The sequence below is a fragment of the Roseibium marinum genome, from assembly GCF_002906165.1.
GTDB lineage: Bacteria > Pseudomonadota > Alphaproteobacteria > Rhizobiales > Stappiaceae > Roseibium > Roseibium marinum.
Map to the genome: position 1 here is coordinate 271,301 of NZ_PPCN01000008.1, position 17,282 is coordinate 288,582.

16 protein-coding genes are annotated in these 17,282 nt (G+C 61.2%); 6 read left to right on the plus strand and 10 right to left on the minus strand.

Features of this window, described 5'->3' with window-relative positions; genetic code table 11:
• Complete coding sequence (locus CLV41_RS18375; RefSeq protein ID WP_103223878.1) at positions 1 to 2,076, plus strand: hypothetical protein; 2,076 nt, start codon at positions 1 to 3, stop codon at positions 2,074 to 2,076.
• Positions 2,077 to 2,124: 48 nt separating this feature from the next.
• Here the strand turns inward: CLV41_RS18375 and CLV41_RS18380 are convergent, their stop codons facing one another.
• Positions 2,125 to 2,622: a GNAT family N-acetyltransferase gene (locus CLV41_RS18380; RefSeq protein ID WP_103223879.1), complete on the minus strand. Its 498-nt coding sequence runs from the start codon at positions 2,620 to 2,622 to the stop codon at positions 2,125 to 2,127.
• 462 nt (positions 2,623 to 3,084) lie between these two features.
• Between CLV41_RS18380 and CLV41_RS18385 the strand changes: the two genes are divergently transcribed.
• Positions 3,085 to 4,059: a glutathione S-transferase family protein gene (locus tag CLV41_RS18385; RefSeq protein ID WP_103223923.1), complete on the plus strand. Its 975-nt coding sequence runs from the start codon at positions 3,085 to 3,087 to the stop codon at positions 4,057 to 4,059.
• A gap of 248 nt (positions 4,060 to 4,307) precedes the next feature.
• On the opposite strand, the gene CLV41_RS18390 is transcribed toward CLV41_RS18385, so the two are convergent.
• Complete coding sequence (locus tag CLV41_RS18390) at positions 4,308 to 4,787, minus strand: NUDIX domain-containing protein (protein WP_235867171.1); 480 nt, start codon at positions 4,785 to 4,787, stop codon at positions 4,308 to 4,310.
• A gap of 129 nt (positions 4,788 to 4,916) precedes the next feature.
• Between CLV41_RS18390 and CLV41_RS27835 the strand changes: the two genes are divergently transcribed.
• Both CLV41_RS27835 and CLV41_RS18395 read left to right on the plus strand, forming a co-directional pair.
• Positions 4,917 to 5,087: a hypothetical protein gene (locus tag CLV41_RS27835; RefSeq protein WP_170107231.1), complete on the plus strand. Its 171-nt coding sequence runs from the start codon at positions 4,917 to 4,919 to the stop codon at positions 5,085 to 5,087.
• A 232-nt stretch (positions 5,088 to 5,319) separates the two neighbouring features.
• Positions 5,320 to 6,249, plus strand: coding sequence for a metallophosphoesterase family protein (locus tag CLV41_RS18395; RefSeq protein WP_103223881.1), 930 nt, complete (start codon positions 5,320 to 5,322; stop codon positions 6,247 to 6,249).
• A gap of 122 nt (positions 6,250 to 6,371) precedes the next feature.
• Here CLV41_RS18395 and CLV41_RS18400 read toward each other — a convergent pair whose 3' ends face one another.
• Positions 6,372 to 6,953 carry a hypothetical protein gene (locus CLV41_RS18400; RefSeq protein ID WP_103223882.1) on the minus strand — a complete coding sequence of 194 codons (582 nt, stop codon included), beginning with the start codon at positions 6,951 to 6,953 and terminating at the stop codon, positions 6,372 to 6,374.
• A 230-nt stretch (positions 6,954 to 7,183) separates the two neighbouring features.
• Between CLV41_RS18400 and mtnA the strand changes: the two genes are divergently transcribed.
• Positions 7,184 to 8,290 (plus strand): S-methyl-5-thioribose-1-phosphate isomerase, encoded by a 1,107-nt coding sequence (gene mtnA, locus CLV41_RS18405; protein WP_103223883.1) that lies wholly within the window; start codon positions 7,184 to 7,186, stop codon positions 8,288 to 8,290.
• Positions 8,291 to 8,309: 19 nt separating this feature from the next.
• Here the strand turns inward: mtnA and CLV41_RS18410 are convergent, their stop codons facing one another.
• Positions 8,310 to 8,921 carry a GNAT family N-acetyltransferase gene (locus tag CLV41_RS18410; protein WP_103223884.1) on the minus strand — a complete coding sequence of 204 codons (612 nt, stop codon included), beginning with the start codon at positions 8,919 to 8,921 and terminating at the stop codon, positions 8,310 to 8,312.
• A 179-nt stretch (positions 8,922 to 9,100) separates the two neighbouring features.
• Here CLV41_RS18410 and CLV41_RS18415 point away from each other — a divergent pair, with 179 nt between their 5' ends.
• Positions 9,101 to 9,376, plus strand: coding sequence for a flagellar biosynthesis protein (locus tag CLV41_RS18415; RefSeq protein WP_103223885.1), 276 nt, complete (start codon positions 9,101 to 9,103; stop codon positions 9,374 to 9,376).
• 196 nt (positions 9,377 to 9,572) lie between these two features.
• Here CLV41_RS18415 and flhA read toward each other — a convergent pair whose 3' ends face one another.
• The 6 genes from flhA to fliF form a co-directional block, all read right to left on the minus strand.
• Positions 9,573 to 11,747 (minus strand): flagellar biosynthesis protein FlhA, encoded by a 2,175-nt coding sequence (flhA, locus tag CLV41_RS18420; RefSeq protein WP_103223924.1) that lies wholly within the window; start codon positions 11,745 to 11,747, stop codon positions 9,573 to 9,575.
• A 157-nt stretch (positions 11,748 to 11,904) separates the two neighbouring features.
• Entirely contained in the window at positions 11,905 to 13,257 is a 1,353-nt protein-coding gene (gene flbD / locus CLV41_RS18425) for a sigma-54-dependent transcriptional regulator FlbD (RefSeq protein ID WP_103223886.1), read from the minus strand.
• Between the two features lie 12 nt (positions 13,258 to 13,269).
• A complete protein-coding gene (fliN, locus tag CLV41_RS18430) occupies positions 13,270 to 13,605 on the minus strand; it encodes a flagellar motor switch protein FliN (RefSeq protein ID WP_103223887.1) in 336 nt (111 codons plus the stop codon).
• Positions 13,602 to 14,294, minus strand: a complete 693-nt coding sequence (locus CLV41_RS18435) for a FliH/SctL family protein (protein ID WP_208987586.1) — start codon at positions 14,292 to 14,294, stop codon at positions 13,602 to 13,604. Before CLV41_RS18435 ends, fliN begins: the two co-directional genes overlap by 4 nt.
• A gap of 38 nt (positions 14,295 to 14,332) precedes the next feature.
• Entirely contained in the window at positions 14,333 to 15,355 is a 1,023-nt protein-coding gene (gene fliG, locus CLV41_RS18440; RefSeq protein WP_408014071.1) for a flagellar motor switch protein FliG, read from the minus strand.
• Positions 15,356 to 15,381: 26 nt separating this feature from the next.
• Positions 15,382 to 16,998: a flagellar basal-body MS-ring/collar protein FliF gene (gene fliF, locus CLV41_RS18445; RefSeq protein ID WP_103223890.1), complete on the minus strand. Its 1,617-nt coding sequence runs from the start codon at positions 16,996 to 16,998 to the stop codon at positions 15,382 to 15,384.
• Positions 16,999 to 17,282 lie beyond the last annotated feature (284 nt).

Consider the following 17,282-nt stretch of genomic DNA (forward strand, 5'->3'; position numbering starts at 1 on the left):
ATGGTCTGGTCCCTCTCCTTTGATCCTTTGCTGCCCCTGTGGGCGATCTATACCGGCATTGCCGTCGCTCTTGTTATCGCGGCGGTCACGGGATTCCTCAAGCTGCGCGGCTGGGTGCTGCGGGCGGGTACAATGGCCCTGCTGCTTCTGGCGCTGGCCAACCCGGCTGTCGAGCGCGAAGACCGCGAACCGCTGACCAGTGTTGTCGCCCTTGTCGTCGACAAGAGCCAGAGCCAGCGTCTCGCGGACCGCCAGTCGACGACCGAAGAAGCCGCGGAACTCCTGCAGGGCCGCATCGAAGCGCTGGAGGGATTCGAAACCCGGGTTCTGGAAGCCCGCAATTCGGGTTCCGGAGACGGAACGGAAGTCTTTAACACGCTGTCCAGCGGACTGGCGGACGTGCCGCCCGAACGGGTCGGCGGCGTCATCGTCATCACCGACGGCCAGATCCATGACATTCCGGAAAATGCCGGCGCCCTTGGCTTCGACGCCCCGGTCCACGGCCTGATCACCGGCACGGCCGATGAACGCGACCGGCGCATCGTCCTCGACAAGGCCCCCAGGTTCGGTCTCGTTGGCTCGGAGCAGACCGTCAGCATGACCGTGGTCGACCAGGGCCAGGGAACCGGGCCGGGCGACCAGGTGCGCGTCACCGTCAAGCGCGATGGCGATGTCGTCACCCAGCGCACCGCCCGGACGGGTGAGAAGATTGATATCCCCGTCGAGATCGCCCATGGCGGTGACAATATCTTCGAATTCGATGCCGAGCCTCTGGACGACGAACTGACCACGCTGAACAACCGGGTCGTGGTCACGATCGACGGCATCCGGGAAAACTTGCGCGTTCTGCTTGTGTCCGGATCTCCCCATGCGGGCGAGCGCACCTGGCGCAATCTGCTGAAGTCGGATGCCTCGGTCGATCTCGTCCATTTCACCATCCTGCGTCCGCCTGAAAAGCAGGACGGCACCCCCATCAACCAGCTTTCGCTGATCGCCTTTCCGACCCGCGAGCTGTTTTCCGTCAAGATCGACGAGTTCGATCTGATCATTTTCGACCGCTATGTGCGGCGCGGCGTCCTGCCGATGCTCTATTTCGACAATATCGCCCGCTACGTGCGCGACGGCGGCGCGGTCCTGCTGGCCGGCGGCCCCGATTACGCCGAAGCCGGCAGTCTCTACAGAACGCCGCTTGCCCCCATCCTTCCCGCCCGGCCGACGGGGACCGTTCTGGAACAACCTTTCCATGCCACGCTGGCCGACCTTGGAAAACGTCACCCGGTCACCAGGGGCCTGCCCGGCGCGGAACAGGATCCGCCGGCCTGGAGTCGCTGGTTCCGGGCGGTCGATACCGAGCTTGACGCCGGCCAGGCCCTGATGTCCGGCCCGAGCGATACGCCGCTGCTGGTGTTGAACCGGGAAGGCGAAGGACGCGTCGCCATGCTGCTGTCCGATCACGTCTGGCTGTGGGCGCGCGGTTTTGAGGGCGGCGGACCGCATGTGCCGCTGCTGCGCCGCCTGGCCCACTGGCTGATGCAGGAGCCGGATCTGGAGGAAGAGGCACTGAATGTGTCGCTTCTTGGCCAGGAGCTTGTCATCGAACGCCAGACACTCGGCGAAACTGTCGGCGACGTGAGTGTCGTCTCACCCACGGGTGAGCGCTGGGACATCTCCATGAGCGAACAGGAACCCGGCCTGTGGCGGGGCAGCCTGCCGGTCAGCGAAACAGGCCTTTTTGCCGTCACGGACGGGGAAATGAATGCACTCATTCACGTCGGCCCGCAAAATCCGCGCGAATATACCAACGTCCTGTCCACGACCGACGTTCTCGACCCGATCAGCGAAGCCACCGGTGGTGTTTCCCGGCGCCTGCGCGATATCGGCGGCGAACTGGACATGCCGCGCGTCGTCTCCATGCGCCAGTCGGCGAGTTACGCCGGCAACGGCTGGATCGGGCTGAGGGCCACCGAAGCCAGCGTCCTCAACGGCGTTGACCGCTTTCCCCTGATGATCGGCCTTCTCGGCCTCGCCCTCCTCCTCGGCGCGCTGTCGCTCACCTGGTACCGCGAGGGGCGTTAATCGGGGCGTTCCAGCCGTTGCTGGTCGCAGGACAGGAGAGTCCGTTACCTAAAACTGCCCGCCATGCACCGCACCTTCAGGCATCTCGCTGCCGTTCAGCAGCGCGATCAGGAGGCGGGCCGGATCGACAGGGCCCGGCAGGGTGATCCGGCCGAAAGGCACCTGCTGAAAGCCGAACGGGCTGTAGTAGGGCGCATCCCCCACAAGAACCACTGCCTTGTCGCCGGCGGCTTCGGCAGCATTCATGGCGGCGCCCATCAGCGCTTTGCCGAGACCGCGGTTCTTGAAATCGGGAGAAACTGTCAGCGGCCCGAGAAGCAGCGCCTTCGTTTCCCCGATGCTGATCGGTGTCAGGCGGATCGACCCCGCAACCTGCGCGCCCACCAGAGCGACAAAGGACAGGTCCGCGCGATACGGTACGTTTTCCCGGATACGGAATGCGGTCCGGGCAAATCTGCCCGGTCCGAAGGCTTCCGCCTGGAGGTCGTCGATTGCGGTGGTGTCGGATGCGTCTTCGGGCCGGATAACCCAGGTGGTCTGTTTCATTTTTCTGTACCCAGCAGGCAGTCTTCAGGAAAGGCGCGCCTGCCGATGGCCCAGATGAAACGTCTCAGGGAAGTCCGGGATCAGGTCAGCCGCGACGGTGCGAACGAGAAATGTCTCGTCGGCCGGTTCGTCGTCGGAGTGTCAGACCTGCGGTCATTTTTCCCAGTCTCGTAAGATCGCGCGGGGAACTTTGAGAGAACCCCGGCATTTCCTTTTATGAGGGTCAAGCGGTTACCACGCAATCGTGTATCGGGTCCAGCGCTTTTTGCGCGCCGGGACTGTTCACTGTTTTCGAACAAACCATTCAGCCGATTGAATTTCGCGACACGCGCACGACGTAGTGCGTTATCGAAAGAGAGCATTTCGACAGTTGAAGGACTTTCGAAAGTTTCCACACTTCAAAATCACTTAACCGGTTTCAGGTGATCGCGCATGAAACCGGGTTGGTCCAGGGAGCACAAAATGGGTTTATTGGTCGATGGTGTATGGAAGGACCAATGGTACGATACCAAGTCAACGGGCGGACGTTTTGTCCGCAAGGAGTCCTCTTTCCGCAGCTGGATCACGGCGGACGGAGTTGCCGGCCCCAGCGGCTCCAGCGGTTTCAAGGCCGAGCCGGACCGCTATCACCTCTTTGTCTCCTACGCCTGTCCCTGGGCGCACCGCACCATGGTTTTCCGAAAGCTGAAGGGCCTGGAAGATCTGATCTCCCTGTCGGCGGTCCAGCCGCTGATGCTGGAAAACGGCTGGGAGTTCGCCGAGATCGACCCGCACACAGGCGCGAAATATGCCTGGCATGTCTATGTGAAGGCGGACCCGCACTATACCGGCCGCACGACGGTCCCGATCCTTTGGGACAAGCGGCAGAACACCATCGTCAGCAATGAATCTTCCGAAATCATCCGCATGTTCAATACAGCCTTCGACGGCCTCACCGGCTCAAAGCTGGACTTCTACCCCGAGGATCTGCGCGAGGAGATCGACACGATCAATGAGCGCGTCTATCACACGGTCAATAACGGCGTTTACAAATCGGGCTTCGCCACAACCCAGGAAGCCTACGAGGAAGCGGTCACCGCCCTCTTCGAGACGCTGGACTTTCTGGAAGACCGGCTCACGCGGCAGCGCTATCTGGCCGGAGAGCGCATGACGGAAGCCGACTGGCGTCTGTTCACCACGCTTGTGCGTTTCGATGCGGTCTATGCCACCCACTTCAAATGCAACATCCGCCGCATCGAGGATTACCCCGCGCTGTCAAACTACCTGCGCGAGCTTTACCAGGTGCCGGGCGTCGCCGAAACGGTGGACATGGCGACGATCAAGCAGCACTATTACGGCTCCCATGAAAGCATCAATCCGCACCGCATCGTTCCCCTTGGCCCGGAACTCGATTTCACGAGGCCGCACGACAGGAACCGCCTGAAAGCGGCGGCCTGAAGACCCGGTGCATGTGGCAAAGCCGTTGAGAGCCCCATGCAGAACGGCCGAATTGTCTTCGGAGGCCGGAAACCTGTACGCGCTGCCGTCCCGGCCTTGAGCCGGGACCTCCAACGCTCCCGACATGGTCCCGGCTCAAGGCCGGGACAGCCCTTTTCACAAGGTGACAGGCAACGCGACAGGCCATGGGACAAAGGCAGGTTTCCGGCAGCAACCGGCATTCGAACACCTGAGGCGCCACCTGCGCCCTACCACCGGCTCGACAGGAATTCCCCGGCGCGAAATTCTGCCAGCCTCCGGGCAGTCGCTCCGCTGACATCTTCCGGCAATTGTTCCGGCGCGAAAAACGCGGCTTCCAGCACTTCCGCGTTAGGCTGCAGGAACCCGGTGTGTTGTATCCAGTCCTGAAGGTGAAACAGGCCGACGTGATCGCGGCCCGTAGCCTCCTCGTTCAGATAGATATTCAGCAGGACCGGCCGTCCGGCGGGGGCGATGCCGGCCTCTTCTTGAACTTCCCGGCAGGCGGCTTCCTCCATCGTTTCGCCCCTGTCGACGCCGCCGCCCGGTAGATACCAGCCCGTGACATAACTGTGCCGGATCAGCAGGATCCGGTTCCCTTCATCCTCGACGATCACCCTGACGCCAAGCGTAACGGGATTGCGCACGAGGTTGATGCCCTGAACCAGCCGCGTGGTCCATCGGTTCGGCAGATATGACAGGATTCTCAATATTCACCTCAGGTTACGAAATGGAATTGTGAAGTAAAACTTAATTAACCCATGCATTCCCTGCAGGGCAGCCAGATCAGAATAACGCTACTCATTTGGGCGATACTTGCATACATAACGTGCAACTTGATGAATTCGCAGGCATTCGCACCGTTTGCCGCCTTGAAGGAAAACCCGATGTTCAGCGCCCTGTTTGGCAAACGCCGTATCCGCCGCAGCCACTATCAGTGGAAACCTGCTATCGATCTCAGCAATCCGCGCATTGCCGCGGCCCTGGCAACCTTCCCGACCAATTACTAAGTCTGGTCACGGATCTCACACGGAGAAAACCGATGTTCGGTTTCGTTAATGTTGTAGGCGCCGCTTTGCGCGAGACCACACGCACCGTCGGCGGGGCCGGAACGGGCAAGACCTCAAAGTCGCAGGTCAAACGCTCCAGGACTTCCGCCTGATCCCGCAAGTTTGCCATGATATTCAAAGCGCCGCGTTATTTTCCTTGACGCGGCGCTTTTTGCTTTGAAGATGCGCCCCCATGTTCAAGCTTGCTCATCTCTCCGATCCCCATCTCGGTCCTCTACCTGATCCCAAACTCCTGCAACTGTTTTCCAAACGCCTGCTCGGTTACCTGAACTGGCACCGGAACCGCTCGAGAATCATGGGCGGCAGCTACCTGGAGCAGCTTGTCGAAAACATGAAAGTCCAGGCGCCGGACCACATCGCGGTCACCGGCGATCTGGTGAACATCGCCCTCCCGCTGGAAATCTCCGGCGCCAGAACCTGGCTGGAAGAAGTCGGCGAGCCGGAAAATGTTTCCGTCGTCCCAGGCAATCACGATGCCTATGTCCGCGGAGCCATCCGCAAGGCCCGCGCTGCCTGGTGGCCCTATATGTCCGGCGACGACGCCCAGGACGCACCTTCCGAAAGCGGCAAGTCTGAAGCGACCTTCCCCTATATCCGCAGACGCAATGGTGTTGCCCTCATCGGTGTCACCACTGGCCGCGCAAGCGCTCCCTGGTTCGCGACGGGCAGAGTCGGCAGCAGCCAGAGCAAGCGCTTGAGAAGGATACTGGAAGACCTCGGCAAAGAAGATCTCTTCCGGGTCGTTATGCTGCACCACCCGCCGTTCAAAAACGCCACGCGCTGGCACAAACGGCTTTCCGACGCTTCAAGGGTACGGGCGGTTGTCAAACAGGCGGGCGCCGAACTGATCCTGCACGGTCACACCCATATCGCCAGCTTCGACAATATAGACGGCCCGAACGGCCCGGTCCCGGTCATCGGCGTCCCCTCGGCAACGAGCGCGCCGGGAGGCAGCAAACCGGCCGCCCGCTACAATCTGTTCACAATCGAAAAGACCAACCCCGGCTGGACCTGCCGGATGGAAGAACACGGCTTTGCCGAACCGGACATGCCGGTCACGCTGCTGAAGGACCGTCAGGTCACCATTCCGGACAGGGTCTGACACACCTGCGTCAGGCCGCCCGCGCTTCGTCATCGCAGGTCCCGACCGCGGAAAAGCATCCTGTTCAAGCCAGTGGCATCAGCGCGCCGCGGCGGAGCACAGGCTCGACGCCGCCACCGGTTTCAGAGCGGATTGGCGAACCAGGCGAAGGCGACCAGACCGACGATACCTGCGGTGATACCGATGCCGAAAGCACCGGCCACGGCCAGCCAGGGTGTGCGGCTTTCCTTGACCCGGATCACCTTCGAATCGAGCGCGACTTCGCGCAGCCGGTTGTTGAGCCAGTCGCCCTCCAGCGCCTTTTCCCGCTCCAGCACCCGTTCGGCGATATATTCGGTCAGGCAATCGGCCATGTCGTCGATATTCGCGGTTTCCAGAATGACGACGCGGCCAAGGCGCGTGTCCTTCAGGAACCGGTAGGTCCGGCGATCGCCACCGACGGCCACATGACTGGTGGCATCGATCCACAGGCGCGGCGTTGAGCCGGAGATGATCTGCAGCGAGAACTGATCGTCGTCATCGGGGATCTCCCTGAAGACATCCTTCAGTTCATCGGTCAGCATATCCAGCCGGGCCCGTTCGGTTTCCTGCAGCTCGACCACCACGTCCGAGCGTTCGACCTCACCGAGCTGAACCTTGCGGATCGCATCGCGCAAGGACCGCATGCGCGTATGGGGGACAACGTTATCCTGCATTTCAGACATGAGGCGCCTGACTCCGTTCTTTTGCCGCTGGTTTATGGAATCCTAACCGACTCCCCCGGTGGGAAGACAGACTTGCGGCTCTTCCCCTCAGGCTATCCACCGGCAATGATCCAAACATGGTTAACCGAGATTAGGAGATTTTTAACCCTGAGACCAGCAGCACCGGTCTGGCCTGCGCCTCATTCATGGGTTATGCAGAGGCAATTCGCTGATTTCCGGGAGTTTTTGCCATGAATGTCGACGGGAAAAAATATCGGACCATCTGGCTCGCGGCGGACGGTGCGTCCGTCGAAATTATCGACCAGACAAAGTTTCCCTACGCATTCGAGATCGTCAAACTTCACACGATGGAGGACGCCGCTCATGCGATTCGCGTCATGCAGGTGCGCGGCGCTCCGCTGATCGGGGCGACCGCCGCCTATGGTGTCGCCCTGGCCATGCGCGCCGATCCCTCCGACGCCTCCCTTCATGCCGCCTGTTCGGCACTGCTGGAAACCCGTCCGACCGCCGTCAATCTTCATTGGGCGCTCGACCTGGCGCGAAAATCACTCCTGCAGGTCGCACCGGAAAACCGTGCGGCGGCGGCGTATACGCTGGCCGCCGATATCTGCGACGAAGACATCGCCATCAACATGGCCATCGGTATGCACGGCATGGAACTCATCGCCGAAATCGCCCGCACCAAGCGTGAGGGGGAGCCGGTCAACATCCTCACCCATTGCAACGCCGGCTGGCTGGCGACGGTGGACTGGGGTACGGCGACCGCACCGATCTACATGTGCCATGAGGGCGGCATTCCGGTCCATGTCTGGGTGGACGAAACCCGCCCGCGCAACCAGGGCGCCTTCCTGACCGCCTGGGAACTGGGCCACCATGGCGTACCGCACACGGTAATCGTCGACAATGCCGGCGGGCATCTCATGCAGCATGGTGAAGTCGATATGGTGATCGTCGGCACCGATCGCACGACCGCAACGGGCGACGTCTGCAACAAGATCGGCACCTATCTCAAGGCGCTGGCGGCAAAGGACTGCGGCGTGCCCTTCTATGTCGCCCTGCCCTCGCCAACCATCGACTTTTCCCTGTCCGACGGCGTTCGGGAGATCCCGATCGAGGAGCGCGGCGGCGCGGAAGTCAGCCGCATCACCGGCAAGACCGACAGCGGCGGCGTGGAGACCATCAGCATCGTCGCGGAAGGATCGCCTGTCGGCAACCCCGCCTTCGATGTCACCCCGGCCCGCCTGGTGAGCGGCCTGATCACCGAGCGCGGCGTGCTTGCCGCGAACCGGAAATCCATCGCCGAAGCCTTTCCCGAACGGGTGAAAATCAGCGCCTGAAACGTTTGCTGATCCGGTCTCAGCCGATCGCCGGCACATGCGGTGCCTTGTCTCTGGAGTAAAGACCCATGTGACGCGGGTCGTCGGCGATTTCGACCGATCTTTTGTAAGGCCGGAAGCCGCAGGACATGTAGAACCCCAGCGCCTGCGGACTGTCAGCGGTACAGGTATGCAGCCAGAGCCGCCTGGTTTCCGGACGCGCCCAGGCCATCTCCACCGCCTGCGCCATCAGCCAACGGCCCGCGCCGCCTCCGATTGCCTCCGGTATCAGACCGAAATAGGAAATCTCCGGTTCCTCCGGGTTCGCATAATCAAGCTCAAGCGTCCCGACAGGAGCCCCATCGCGCTTTGGCAGAAAATTCTCGCGCGCCGGTTCGGCAAGCATGTTTTTCAGAGCGGCGTCTTCCTGGATCAGCCGTCCGAACCAGATCCAGTCCTCGCCGATCTGCCGGAAGAGCCGCCGATACGCATCAATATCTGGCGACGGCCACCGTTCGAGCGTGAGATCTTCTCTCGGGCGAGCGAGCGGTGCTTCTGGCGCTTTCAGCATTTCGAGATAAGTCACCACAACGGCGACTTTCCCGTCCGGGACATCCCAAAAGCCATTCATGTCGAGCGTCTGTCCGTGCATCTTGTCTCCAACGGCGGTTTGGCGTGTTTCTGCGCTTACCAGTTGAGCGGCAGGATACCAAGTGCCAATACAATTCCGCTTTCCGCGAACGCTGCTCGCACGTTTGCACAATGCAACCGGTTAACGCGTTATTAACGCTGTTATGGGAGGCTATCCTCGTATCCAGGAAAGATGCACTGATGGCAAAAATCGGAAATTACGTCCAAAGAGACTACCACAAGACCTATAGCTCGCGAAAAAAGTCGACCTGGTCGGACTTCAACAAGTCCTGGGGTTCGCGGCGGGCGGCAGCTGCTCAGAAAATGCAGAACCTGCGCACGATTGCCAACAACTTCAGCAGCATCAACACCTACGCCTCTCAGGCAAACACGGCTCTGGTGATACAGAGCCGCGGCAGCCAGAACGTCTACTCCAGCCCGACCGCGGTCATGTCCCGCGTCAATGTCGTGATCTGATACCAAAGAGTATTGATTATGACACATCTGACCGCGTTTGGTGGCCCATTTACGCCCGCCGGACTTCGTTGTACCGCGCGCCCGGTCAACCAGACCGCGCTACGCGATGCGCCACGCCGGCAAACGGAAATGGGCCATCAGATGGGTCATAATCAATACTCTTTGGTATGAAGCGCTGCCTTTCAGCAAAATACCGTCAGATTGATCCGATTGTCTTCAGCTTGATCCGCGGATGGACCTCCGCCTGGCTCATGATCGTGGTGTGCGCCCGGAAGCGCTCGACAATCGAGCGCACGAAGGGCCGTGTCAGCGGCGAGGTCAGCAGAACGGGCACTTCACCCAGCTGCGCGGCTTCCTCGAAGGCGTCCCTCACCTTGCCGACGAATTCCTGCAGCTTGCTCGGCTGCATGGCGAGCTGACGATCGTCCCCCTCACCGACGATGGATTCCAGAAAGGCCTGCTCCCATTGCGGTGACAGGGCGATCAGCGGCAGATAGCCGCCCGGGGCGAGATTGGCGGCGCAGATCTGCCGCCCGAGCCGCGAGCGCACATGCTCCGCGATGGTGTCGGTATTGCGGCTCATGCCGGTAGCCTCCGAGACGCCTTCCAGGATCGTGCCGAGGTCGCGGATGGAAATCCGTTCGTTGAGCAGCGCCTGAAGAACCCTTTGAACGCCGGAGACGGTGATCTGCGAGGGAACGAGATCCTCGACGAGCTTGGCCTGCTCGCCCTGCAGCTCCTTCAGGAGTTTCTGAACGTCGCCATAGGTCAGAAGTTCGCTGATATTGGCCTTGATCGTTTCCGTCAGATGGGTGGACAGCACCGTCGCCGGATCGACAACCGTATAGCCGCGCAGGGACGCATCCTCGCGGTACTGGGCTTCCACCCAGGTCGCGGGCAGGCCGAAGGTCGGTTCCGTCGTGTGCGTGCCGGGCAGTTTCACCTGACCGCCCGCCGGGTCCATGACCATGAAATGGTTCGGGTAGAGAATACCGCGGCCAGCCTCCACTTCCTTGACCTTGATGACATAGTCGTTGGCGCCGAGCTGGATATTGTCGAGAATGCGCACGGGCGGCATGATAACGCCCATGTCGCCGGCAATCTGGCGGCGCAGCGCCTTGATCTGCTCGGTCAGGACGTCGCTTTCCCCCTGCGCCTTGCCATTGATCAGCGGCAGCAGGGCGTAGCCCAGCTCGATCCGCAATTCGTCCATCTTGAGGGCGTCGGTAATCGGCGGCTCCGGCGGCGGCTTCGGCGCGTCGTCGACGGCCTTTTTCTCCGCGACCTTTGACGCTTCCCGCTTTTTCTTCGCCCCGACCTGATAGGCCAGATAGCCCGCCAGACCGGCAAGGCCCAGAAACGGGATCATCGGCATGCCGGGCAGCAGCGCCAGGATGACCATCACCGCCGCCGACATGCCGAGCGCCTTGGGATAGCCCGTGAACTGGCTGGTCAGCGCCTTGTCGGCCGCGCCATGCACGCCGGCCTTGGAGACGAGCAGGCCAGCCGCCGTCGAGACGATCAGAGCCGGGATCTGCGATACCAGGCCGTCGCCGATCGTCAGCAGCGTGTAATTGTTGGCCGCCTCCGAGAACGTCAGTTCCATCTGGGCGACGCCGATGAAGATCCCGCCGAGAATGTTGATGAAGGTGATCAGGAGCCCGGCGATCGCATCGCCGCGCACGAATTTCGAGGCACCGTCCATGGCGCCGAAGAACGAGCTTTCGTCTTCCAGCACCTTGCGGCGGGTCTTGGCTTCCGTTTCATCGATCAGGCCGGCGGACAGGTCCGCATCGATCGCCATCTGCTTGCCGGGCATCGCATCGAGCGTGAAGCGCGCGGCCACTTCCGCGATACGGCCGGAACCCTTGGTGATGACGACGAAGTTTACGATCACCAGAATCGCGAACACGATGATCCCGATGACGAAATTCCCGCCCATGACAAGATTGCCGAAGGACTGGATGACGTTGCCGGCCGCCGCCGTGCCCTCGTGTCCGTTTGCCAGGATCAGGCGCGTGGACGCGATGTTGAGACCCAGCCGCAACATGGTCGCGATCAGAAGAACGGTCGGAAACGACGAGAATTCCAGAGGTCTCTGGATGAACAGGCCGGTCATCAGAACCATGACCGAAAAGATGATCGATACCGCCAGGAACATGTCCAGCATCACCGGCGGCATCGGCAGGATCAGCAGGGTCAGGATCACCAGAATGCCGGTGGCGAGGCCGATATCCCCTGTGCGCAGGGTATCGATCAGCTCACGGATTCTCGGCAGGCCGCCTCCAGCCGCGACCGGCTGCGCTGCCGCCTGCTGCTCTGCTGGAGGTCCGCCCGACCCGCCCTGTTCGCCTGCTGCCGTGTCCGACATTGTGCTGTTCACTTCCTGGATCAACCCGCTTCCATACCAATGAAAAAGCGGAAAAGTTGATCGGTCCTAGACTGTTACGGCATCTTCTCCGCGTTTATCCGAAGACAGGATGCTCTTGAGCGTTCGAAATCCGGTCATTGACCGATGGCCGGATCCTTCAGGCCCGTGCTTCCCCGGGCCCGGGAACGCGAACCCCTTCACCGGTATATTGATTCAGCTTGTTGCGCAGGGTCCGAATGGAAATACCCAGAATTTTCGCGGCATGTGTCCGGTTGCCCAGACAATGATCGAGCGTATCGAGGATGAGATCCCGCTCCACATCGGACACCGTCCGCCCGACGAAAGAACGACTGACGGCTTCCGCCGTCTGCGCGGCCCGCTCGGCCGGGCCACTGGCTACCGACAGGGGAGACCCGTCCGGCATGCGGATGGCCTCGACGCCAATCTCCTCGCCGGACGCCAGAAGCACGGCCCGGTGCATGGTATTTTCCAGTTCACGCACGTTGCCCGGCCAAAGATTGGTCATCAGGGCATGACGGGCGTCTGCCGCCAGCGGCCGCTCCGGAACGCCGTTTGCCTCAGAATAATGTTTGGTGAAGAATTGCGCGAGTTCCATGATGTCCGCCGGACGCTCCCGCAGGGGCGGCAGCTTCAGGTTCACGACATTGAGACGGAACAGCAGGTCTTCGCGGAACAGGCCCTGGCGCACGCTTTCCGCAAGATCCCGGTTGGACGTTGCCAGGATGCGGATATTGACCGGCACCGGCCGGGTTCCCCCCACGCGGTCGATCACCCGTTCCTGGATGGCGCGCAGCAGCTTGGCCTGGAGGCGCACATCCATCTCGGAAATTTCATCGAGCAGAAGCGTGCCGCCGTCGGCTTCCTCGAACTTGCCGATCCTGCGGGCCACAGCGCCGGTAAAGGAGCCCTTTTCATGGCCGAACAGCTCGGACTCCAGAAGATGTTCGGGTATGGCCGCGCAATTGATCGAAATGAACGACTTCGACGCCCGGTTGGAACACTTGTGCACGTGGCGCGCGATGACTTCCTTGCCTGTTCCCGATTCGCCGGTAATCAGAACGGAGGCTTCCGAGGGCGCCACCTGTTCGGCGAGCTTGACCACGGTTGCCATGGAATCGTCGCGGTAGATCAGGTCGCCGCGCTCCCGGGCGACGGCGGCCAGAACGGCGGCAATCATCTCCGGATCGGGCGGCAGGGGAATGTATTCTTTCGCTCCGGCCCGGATTGCCGAGACAGCCGCCTGGGCATCGGTCTCGATGCCGCAGGCAACCACCGGAACATGAACCCGTTCGTTCTGAAGTTTGACGATCAGTCCCGCGATGTCGAGATGGACTTCGACCATCAGAAGATCCGCTCCGCGGCCGGACCGAAGAACCTTCAGTGCCCCTTCGATGTCATCCGCATGCGTTACCTGCGCACCGCCCTGCATTGCCATCTTGGACGCAGTCGTCAGTTGGCCTCCGAGGGTTCCGACAATTAACAGGCGCATCCGCTATCTTTCCTATCGATCCGTCTTGATGATTTCCGTCATGGTCACGCCGAGTTTGTCCTCCACCAGGACGACCTCTCCACGGGCAACCAGCCGGTCATTCACATAAATATCAATGGCTTCGCCGACTTTCCGGTCCAATTCGAGAACGGTGCCGGAGGCCAGTTTCAAAAGGTCCGAGACATGCATTTTCGAATGTCCGAGAACCGCCGAAATCCGCACGGGAACGTCGAAGACCGCTTCCAGGTCAGCGGCCGACTGAGGCACCTGGATTTCGGCCTCGCTGGCATCGCGCTTGGGGACCTCAAGTTCATCAAGCTGTATGTTTGTGTCTTGCTCGTCACTCATACGCCAGTTTCCTTCTCCGCCGACGGGCCGGACGTTTGTCCGGTTTTGGTTGCGGCGCGTGCTCGCAGATAGGCCCGGATGCTCGTGTCGATCGCGCCTTCAAGCGCTTTGCGGTCGCGCCGGATACCGCCATCCGCCCATTCGATATGGCAGTCGCCGCGGCTGATTTCCGGTTCACCGAGGATCACAAGCCGGCCCTCGAACCCTTTTTCGTGAATGATCGGGTCGACCTGGGCTTTCAGTGCCTCGACATCCTTTTCGGCGATACGGATCACCAGATGCGGTGCATTGCGCAGCGGCCCCAGACATTCTGACACCAATGCCACGGTTTCCGCCAGCGGCTGGCGGGCAATCAGATGGGCGCAAAGGCGTCTAGCCACAAGAAATGCGAGGCTGGCGGCTTCCTGCTCGCGAGCCACCTGCTGATCGTCCAGGGACTGCAGCACCTGGCCGACCGCCTCCGCCAGATGCCCGACCTCCGCCGTCAGCAGCGTTTCCTGCTTCGTCTGAAGGTCCGCAAGCGCCTTGACCCGCCCTTCCTCGACGGCCTGGGCGCGCACTTTTGCCAGAAGCTTCTCGTGCTCGGCGACCGTGATCATCGGAATCTCCGGTTCGATTGGCGCAACGACCTCCAGCTCCTCCGGTTCGGCGAAGTCGACGTTGAACAGAAATTTCGACGGGTTGGTCATGCTGCGCATTCTGTTGTAGCTACCTGCCGGTTGACGCATCAGTAGATAATTTCATCGTCGCTCTTCGATTTGGAGATCATGATCTCGCCCTTCGCGGCCAGGTCCTTGGCCTTGTTCACCATACTCGTCTGCACCTCGTCCACGTCGCGCAGGCGGACAGGTCCGAGCGCGTCCATGTCGTCCTGCAGCAATTTCGCCGCCCGCGAGGACATGTTGCCGAAGAAGAATTCCCTGGCCGCATCGGTAGAGCCCTTGAGCGCAATCGCCAGCTGATCCTTTTCGACATGCCGCAGCAGGGTCTGGGCGCTCGCCGCATCCAGTTTCAGCAGATCGTCGAAAGTGAACATCAGCGTCTTGATGCGGTCCGCCGCTTCGCGGTTGTCCTCTTCCAGGGCCGCCAGGAACCGGGCTTCCGTCTGCCTGTCGAAGTTGTTGAAGATCTCCGCCATCATCTCGTGGCTGTCGCGGCGCGAGGTGTTGGTCAGGTTCGACATGAATTCGACACGCAGTGTCTGCTCCACCTTCTCCAGAACGTCCTTCTGGACGGCGTCCATGCGCAACATGCGGCTGACCACCTCGAGCGCCAGTTCTTCCGGCAGAATGCCCAGCACCCGCGCGGCATGGTCGGAATTGATCTTCGACAGCACCACAGCGACCGTTTGCGGGTATTCGTTCTTGAGGTAGTTGGCCAGAACGTTTTCCTGCACGTTCGAGAGCTTCTCCCACATGTTTCGCCCGGCGGGACCGCGGATTTCCTCCATGATGACGGAAACCTTGTCTCCCGGCAGGAAACTGGCCAGAAGACGCTCGGTCGCGTCGACATTGCCGGTGAGCGCACCCGTTGAACTGACCCGGCGGACGAAGTCCTTGAACAGGTCTTCAAGCATGTTCGGCGTGACCGGCCCCAGATTGGCCATCGCGGCGGAAACCTGGCGCACCTCGATTTCATCGAGCTTTTGCCAGATCGGTGACCCGTGGGTTTCTCCCAGCGCGAGCAGAAGAACCGCGGCGCGCTCGGCGCCCTTGAGTTCACGGTCCTCCTCGTCGGCACTGACCTGCAGCTGTTTTTGAAGTAGATCGTTCACTGTTAAGCCGCCGCCTGTTCATCCAGCCAGCCGCGGACGATGGTTACCGCTTCTCCCGGATGGTCCTTGATCATTTCACCCACTTTTGAGATCGAGCTTGCCTGCATCGCGCCTTCCTGCTTTGCCTGCTCCAGCCATTCGATCACGAACTCGTCTTCCGGATCCTCTTCCCTGGCCACTTCCGTCTCGGCCACCAGGGTGCCGTCCGGACCGATCATCAGTTCCTGAGGCTGCTTTTCCTCCGGCGTGACGATCCGGCGCAGCAGCGGACGGACGACGAAGAGCAACAGCAGGATCGCGATCAGGGAAAGAACCCCCAGCTCCGCGAAACGGACGATGTCGTCCCGCGTGAAATCGAACAGGCTGTCGCCTTCGGCGAGCATATCGTCTTGCGGAGGCAGGGCGAATTGCAGGTTGACGACCTCAACCACATCCCCCCGGTTCTCATCGAATCCGACGGCGGAGCGCACCAGAACGGCGATCCTGTCCAGCGTTTCCTGGTTCCGCGGAATATACGCTACTTTCCCGTCATCATCCGGCTCATAGGTGCCATCGACCAGGACCGCAACACTCAAACGATGGACCTGACCGGCTTCGATCACCTCCGTGCGGGTGGAGCGGGAAATCTCGTAGTTGACGATTTCCTCAACCAGGTTGCTGGTATCCCTGTCGCCGGCGCCGCCGCCGTCTTCCGCGTTGGGCAGCTGATTGGCAACGGTCACCTGCCCGTTCCTGCTGACAGCGGAAGACGCTTCTTCCTTGGATTGCGTCGAGCGTACGACCTGCCCGTCCGGATCGAATGTTTCTGTGGTTTCCGTCAGCCGGTTGTAGTCGATATCCGCGTTCACCCGGACCCGCGCCCTGCCGGGCCCGACGACGGAATTCAGAATCTCTTCGATCTGGTTGCGCAGCCGGCTCTCGACAGCCACGGTCCGTTCCTGCAGCGAGGCGGACACCATGCCGTCCTCGTCAGTGCCCACGCCGGAGGCCAGCAGACGGCCGCTTTCGTCGACGATCGAGACCCGGTCCGGATCAAGTCCGTCAACAGCGGTTGCCACCAGATGCTGGACGGCGCGGATTTCGCCCGGCCCGAGGGCGCCGCGGACATTCAGGACTATGGATGCGGAGGGAGGACGGCGGTCGCGCTGGAACAGCTGCCGCTCCGGAATGACCAGATGGACCCGGGCCGACCGGATGCGATCCAGCGTCCCGATGGTGCGCGACAGCTCGCCTTCCATGGCGCGAAGATGATTGATGTTCTGAACGAAGCTGGTCGCGCCCAGGGTATCGGTCTTGTCGAAGATCTCGTAGCCGATGGACCCGCCGGTCGGCAGCCCTTCCGCGGCAAGTTGCATGCGCAGCCGGGCAACCTGCTCGCGCGGCACCAGGATGGTCGAGCCTTCACGCTTCAGTTCGAACTGAACCCCCTGGGACTCCAGCTGGGAAAGGACCGCCGCGGAATCCTCCAGTGTCAGTTCGTTGTAGAGGGTTGTCATCTGCGGGGCGGTGACACGCAGGATGATAAACGCGAACACCCCGATCAGTATCGCGGCGACAGCACCCATCGCGGCAATCCGTGCCGCGCCTAAAGTTCTGATGAATTCAACTAGTCCGTTCACGTATGCCCGCCCGCATCTGAAACATGCCCTGCCGTTATTATTGGAGTCGGTCAGACATGCCACACCTTCGATGGGCAAAATTTGCCGCCCGGAGGGTTAACAAGTAGTTAACGGAACTCTTCGGCCCTGGAGGGAATGGTGGTTTCCTGCGCTTCTTCATATTGCAAAACGCAATTGAAGTGGGGAAAAACTGCCTACTTCATTAATGTTTGGATAAGTTGCGGACGGCAAACGGAAACAAAAAAGGCCGGCATAGCCGACCCTCAGGCGCACCATCCGTGCGC

What these genes read in the sequence shown, in the direction of transcription:
- CLV41_RS18375 (WP_103223878.1), top strand. Translation starts at nt 1, where the DNA reads ATGGTCTGGTCCCTCTCCTTTGATCCTTTGCTGCCCCTGTGGGCGATC.
- CLV41_RS18380 (WP_103223879.1), bottom strand. Translation starts at nt 2,622, where the DNA reads ATGAAACAGACCACCTGGGTTATCCGGCCCGAAGACGCATCCGACACC.
- CLV41_RS18385 (WP_103223923.1), top strand. Translation starts at nt 3,085, where the DNA reads ATGGGTTTATTGGTCGATGGTGTATGGAAGGACCAATGGTACGATACC.
- CLV41_RS27835 (WP_170107231.1), top strand. Translation starts at nt 4,917, where the DNA reads ATGAATTCGCAGGCATTCGCACCGTTTGCCGCCTTGAAGGAAAACCCG.
- CLV41_RS18395 (WP_103223881.1), top strand. Translation starts at nt 5,320, where the DNA reads ATGTTCAAGCTTGCTCATCTCTCCGATCCCCATCTCGGTCCTCTACCT.
- CLV41_RS18400 (WP_103223882.1), bottom strand. Translation starts at nt 6,953, where the DNA reads ATGTCTGAAATGCAGGATAACGTTGTCCCCCATACGCGCATGCGGTCC.
- mtnA (WP_103223883.1), top strand. Translation starts at nt 7,184, where the DNA reads ATGAATGTCGACGGGAAAAAATATCGGACCATCTGGCTCGCGGCGGAC.
- CLV41_RS18410 (WP_103223884.1), bottom strand. Translation starts at nt 8,921, where the DNA reads ATGCACGGACAGACGCTCGACATGAATGGCTTTTGGGATGTCCCGGAC.
- CLV41_RS18415 (WP_103223885.1), top strand. Translation starts at nt 9,101, where the DNA reads ATGGCAAAAATCGGAAATTACGTCCAAAGAGACTACCACAAGACCTAT.
- flhA (WP_103223924.1), bottom strand. Translation starts at nt 11,747, where the DNA reads ATGTCGGACACGGCAGCAGGCGAACAGGGCGGGTCGGGCGGACCTCCA.
- flbD (WP_103223886.1), bottom strand. Translation starts at nt 13,257, where the DNA reads ATGCGCCTGTTAATTGTCGGAACCCTCGGAGGCCAACTGACGACTGCG.
- fliN (WP_103223887.1), bottom strand. Translation starts at nt 13,605, where the DNA reads ATGAGTGACGAGCAAGACACAAACATACAGCTTGATGAACTTGAGGTC.
- CLV41_RS18435 (WP_208987586.1), bottom strand. Translation starts at nt 14,294, where the DNA reads ATGACCAACCCGTCGAAATTTCTGTTCAACGTCGACTTCGCCGAACCG.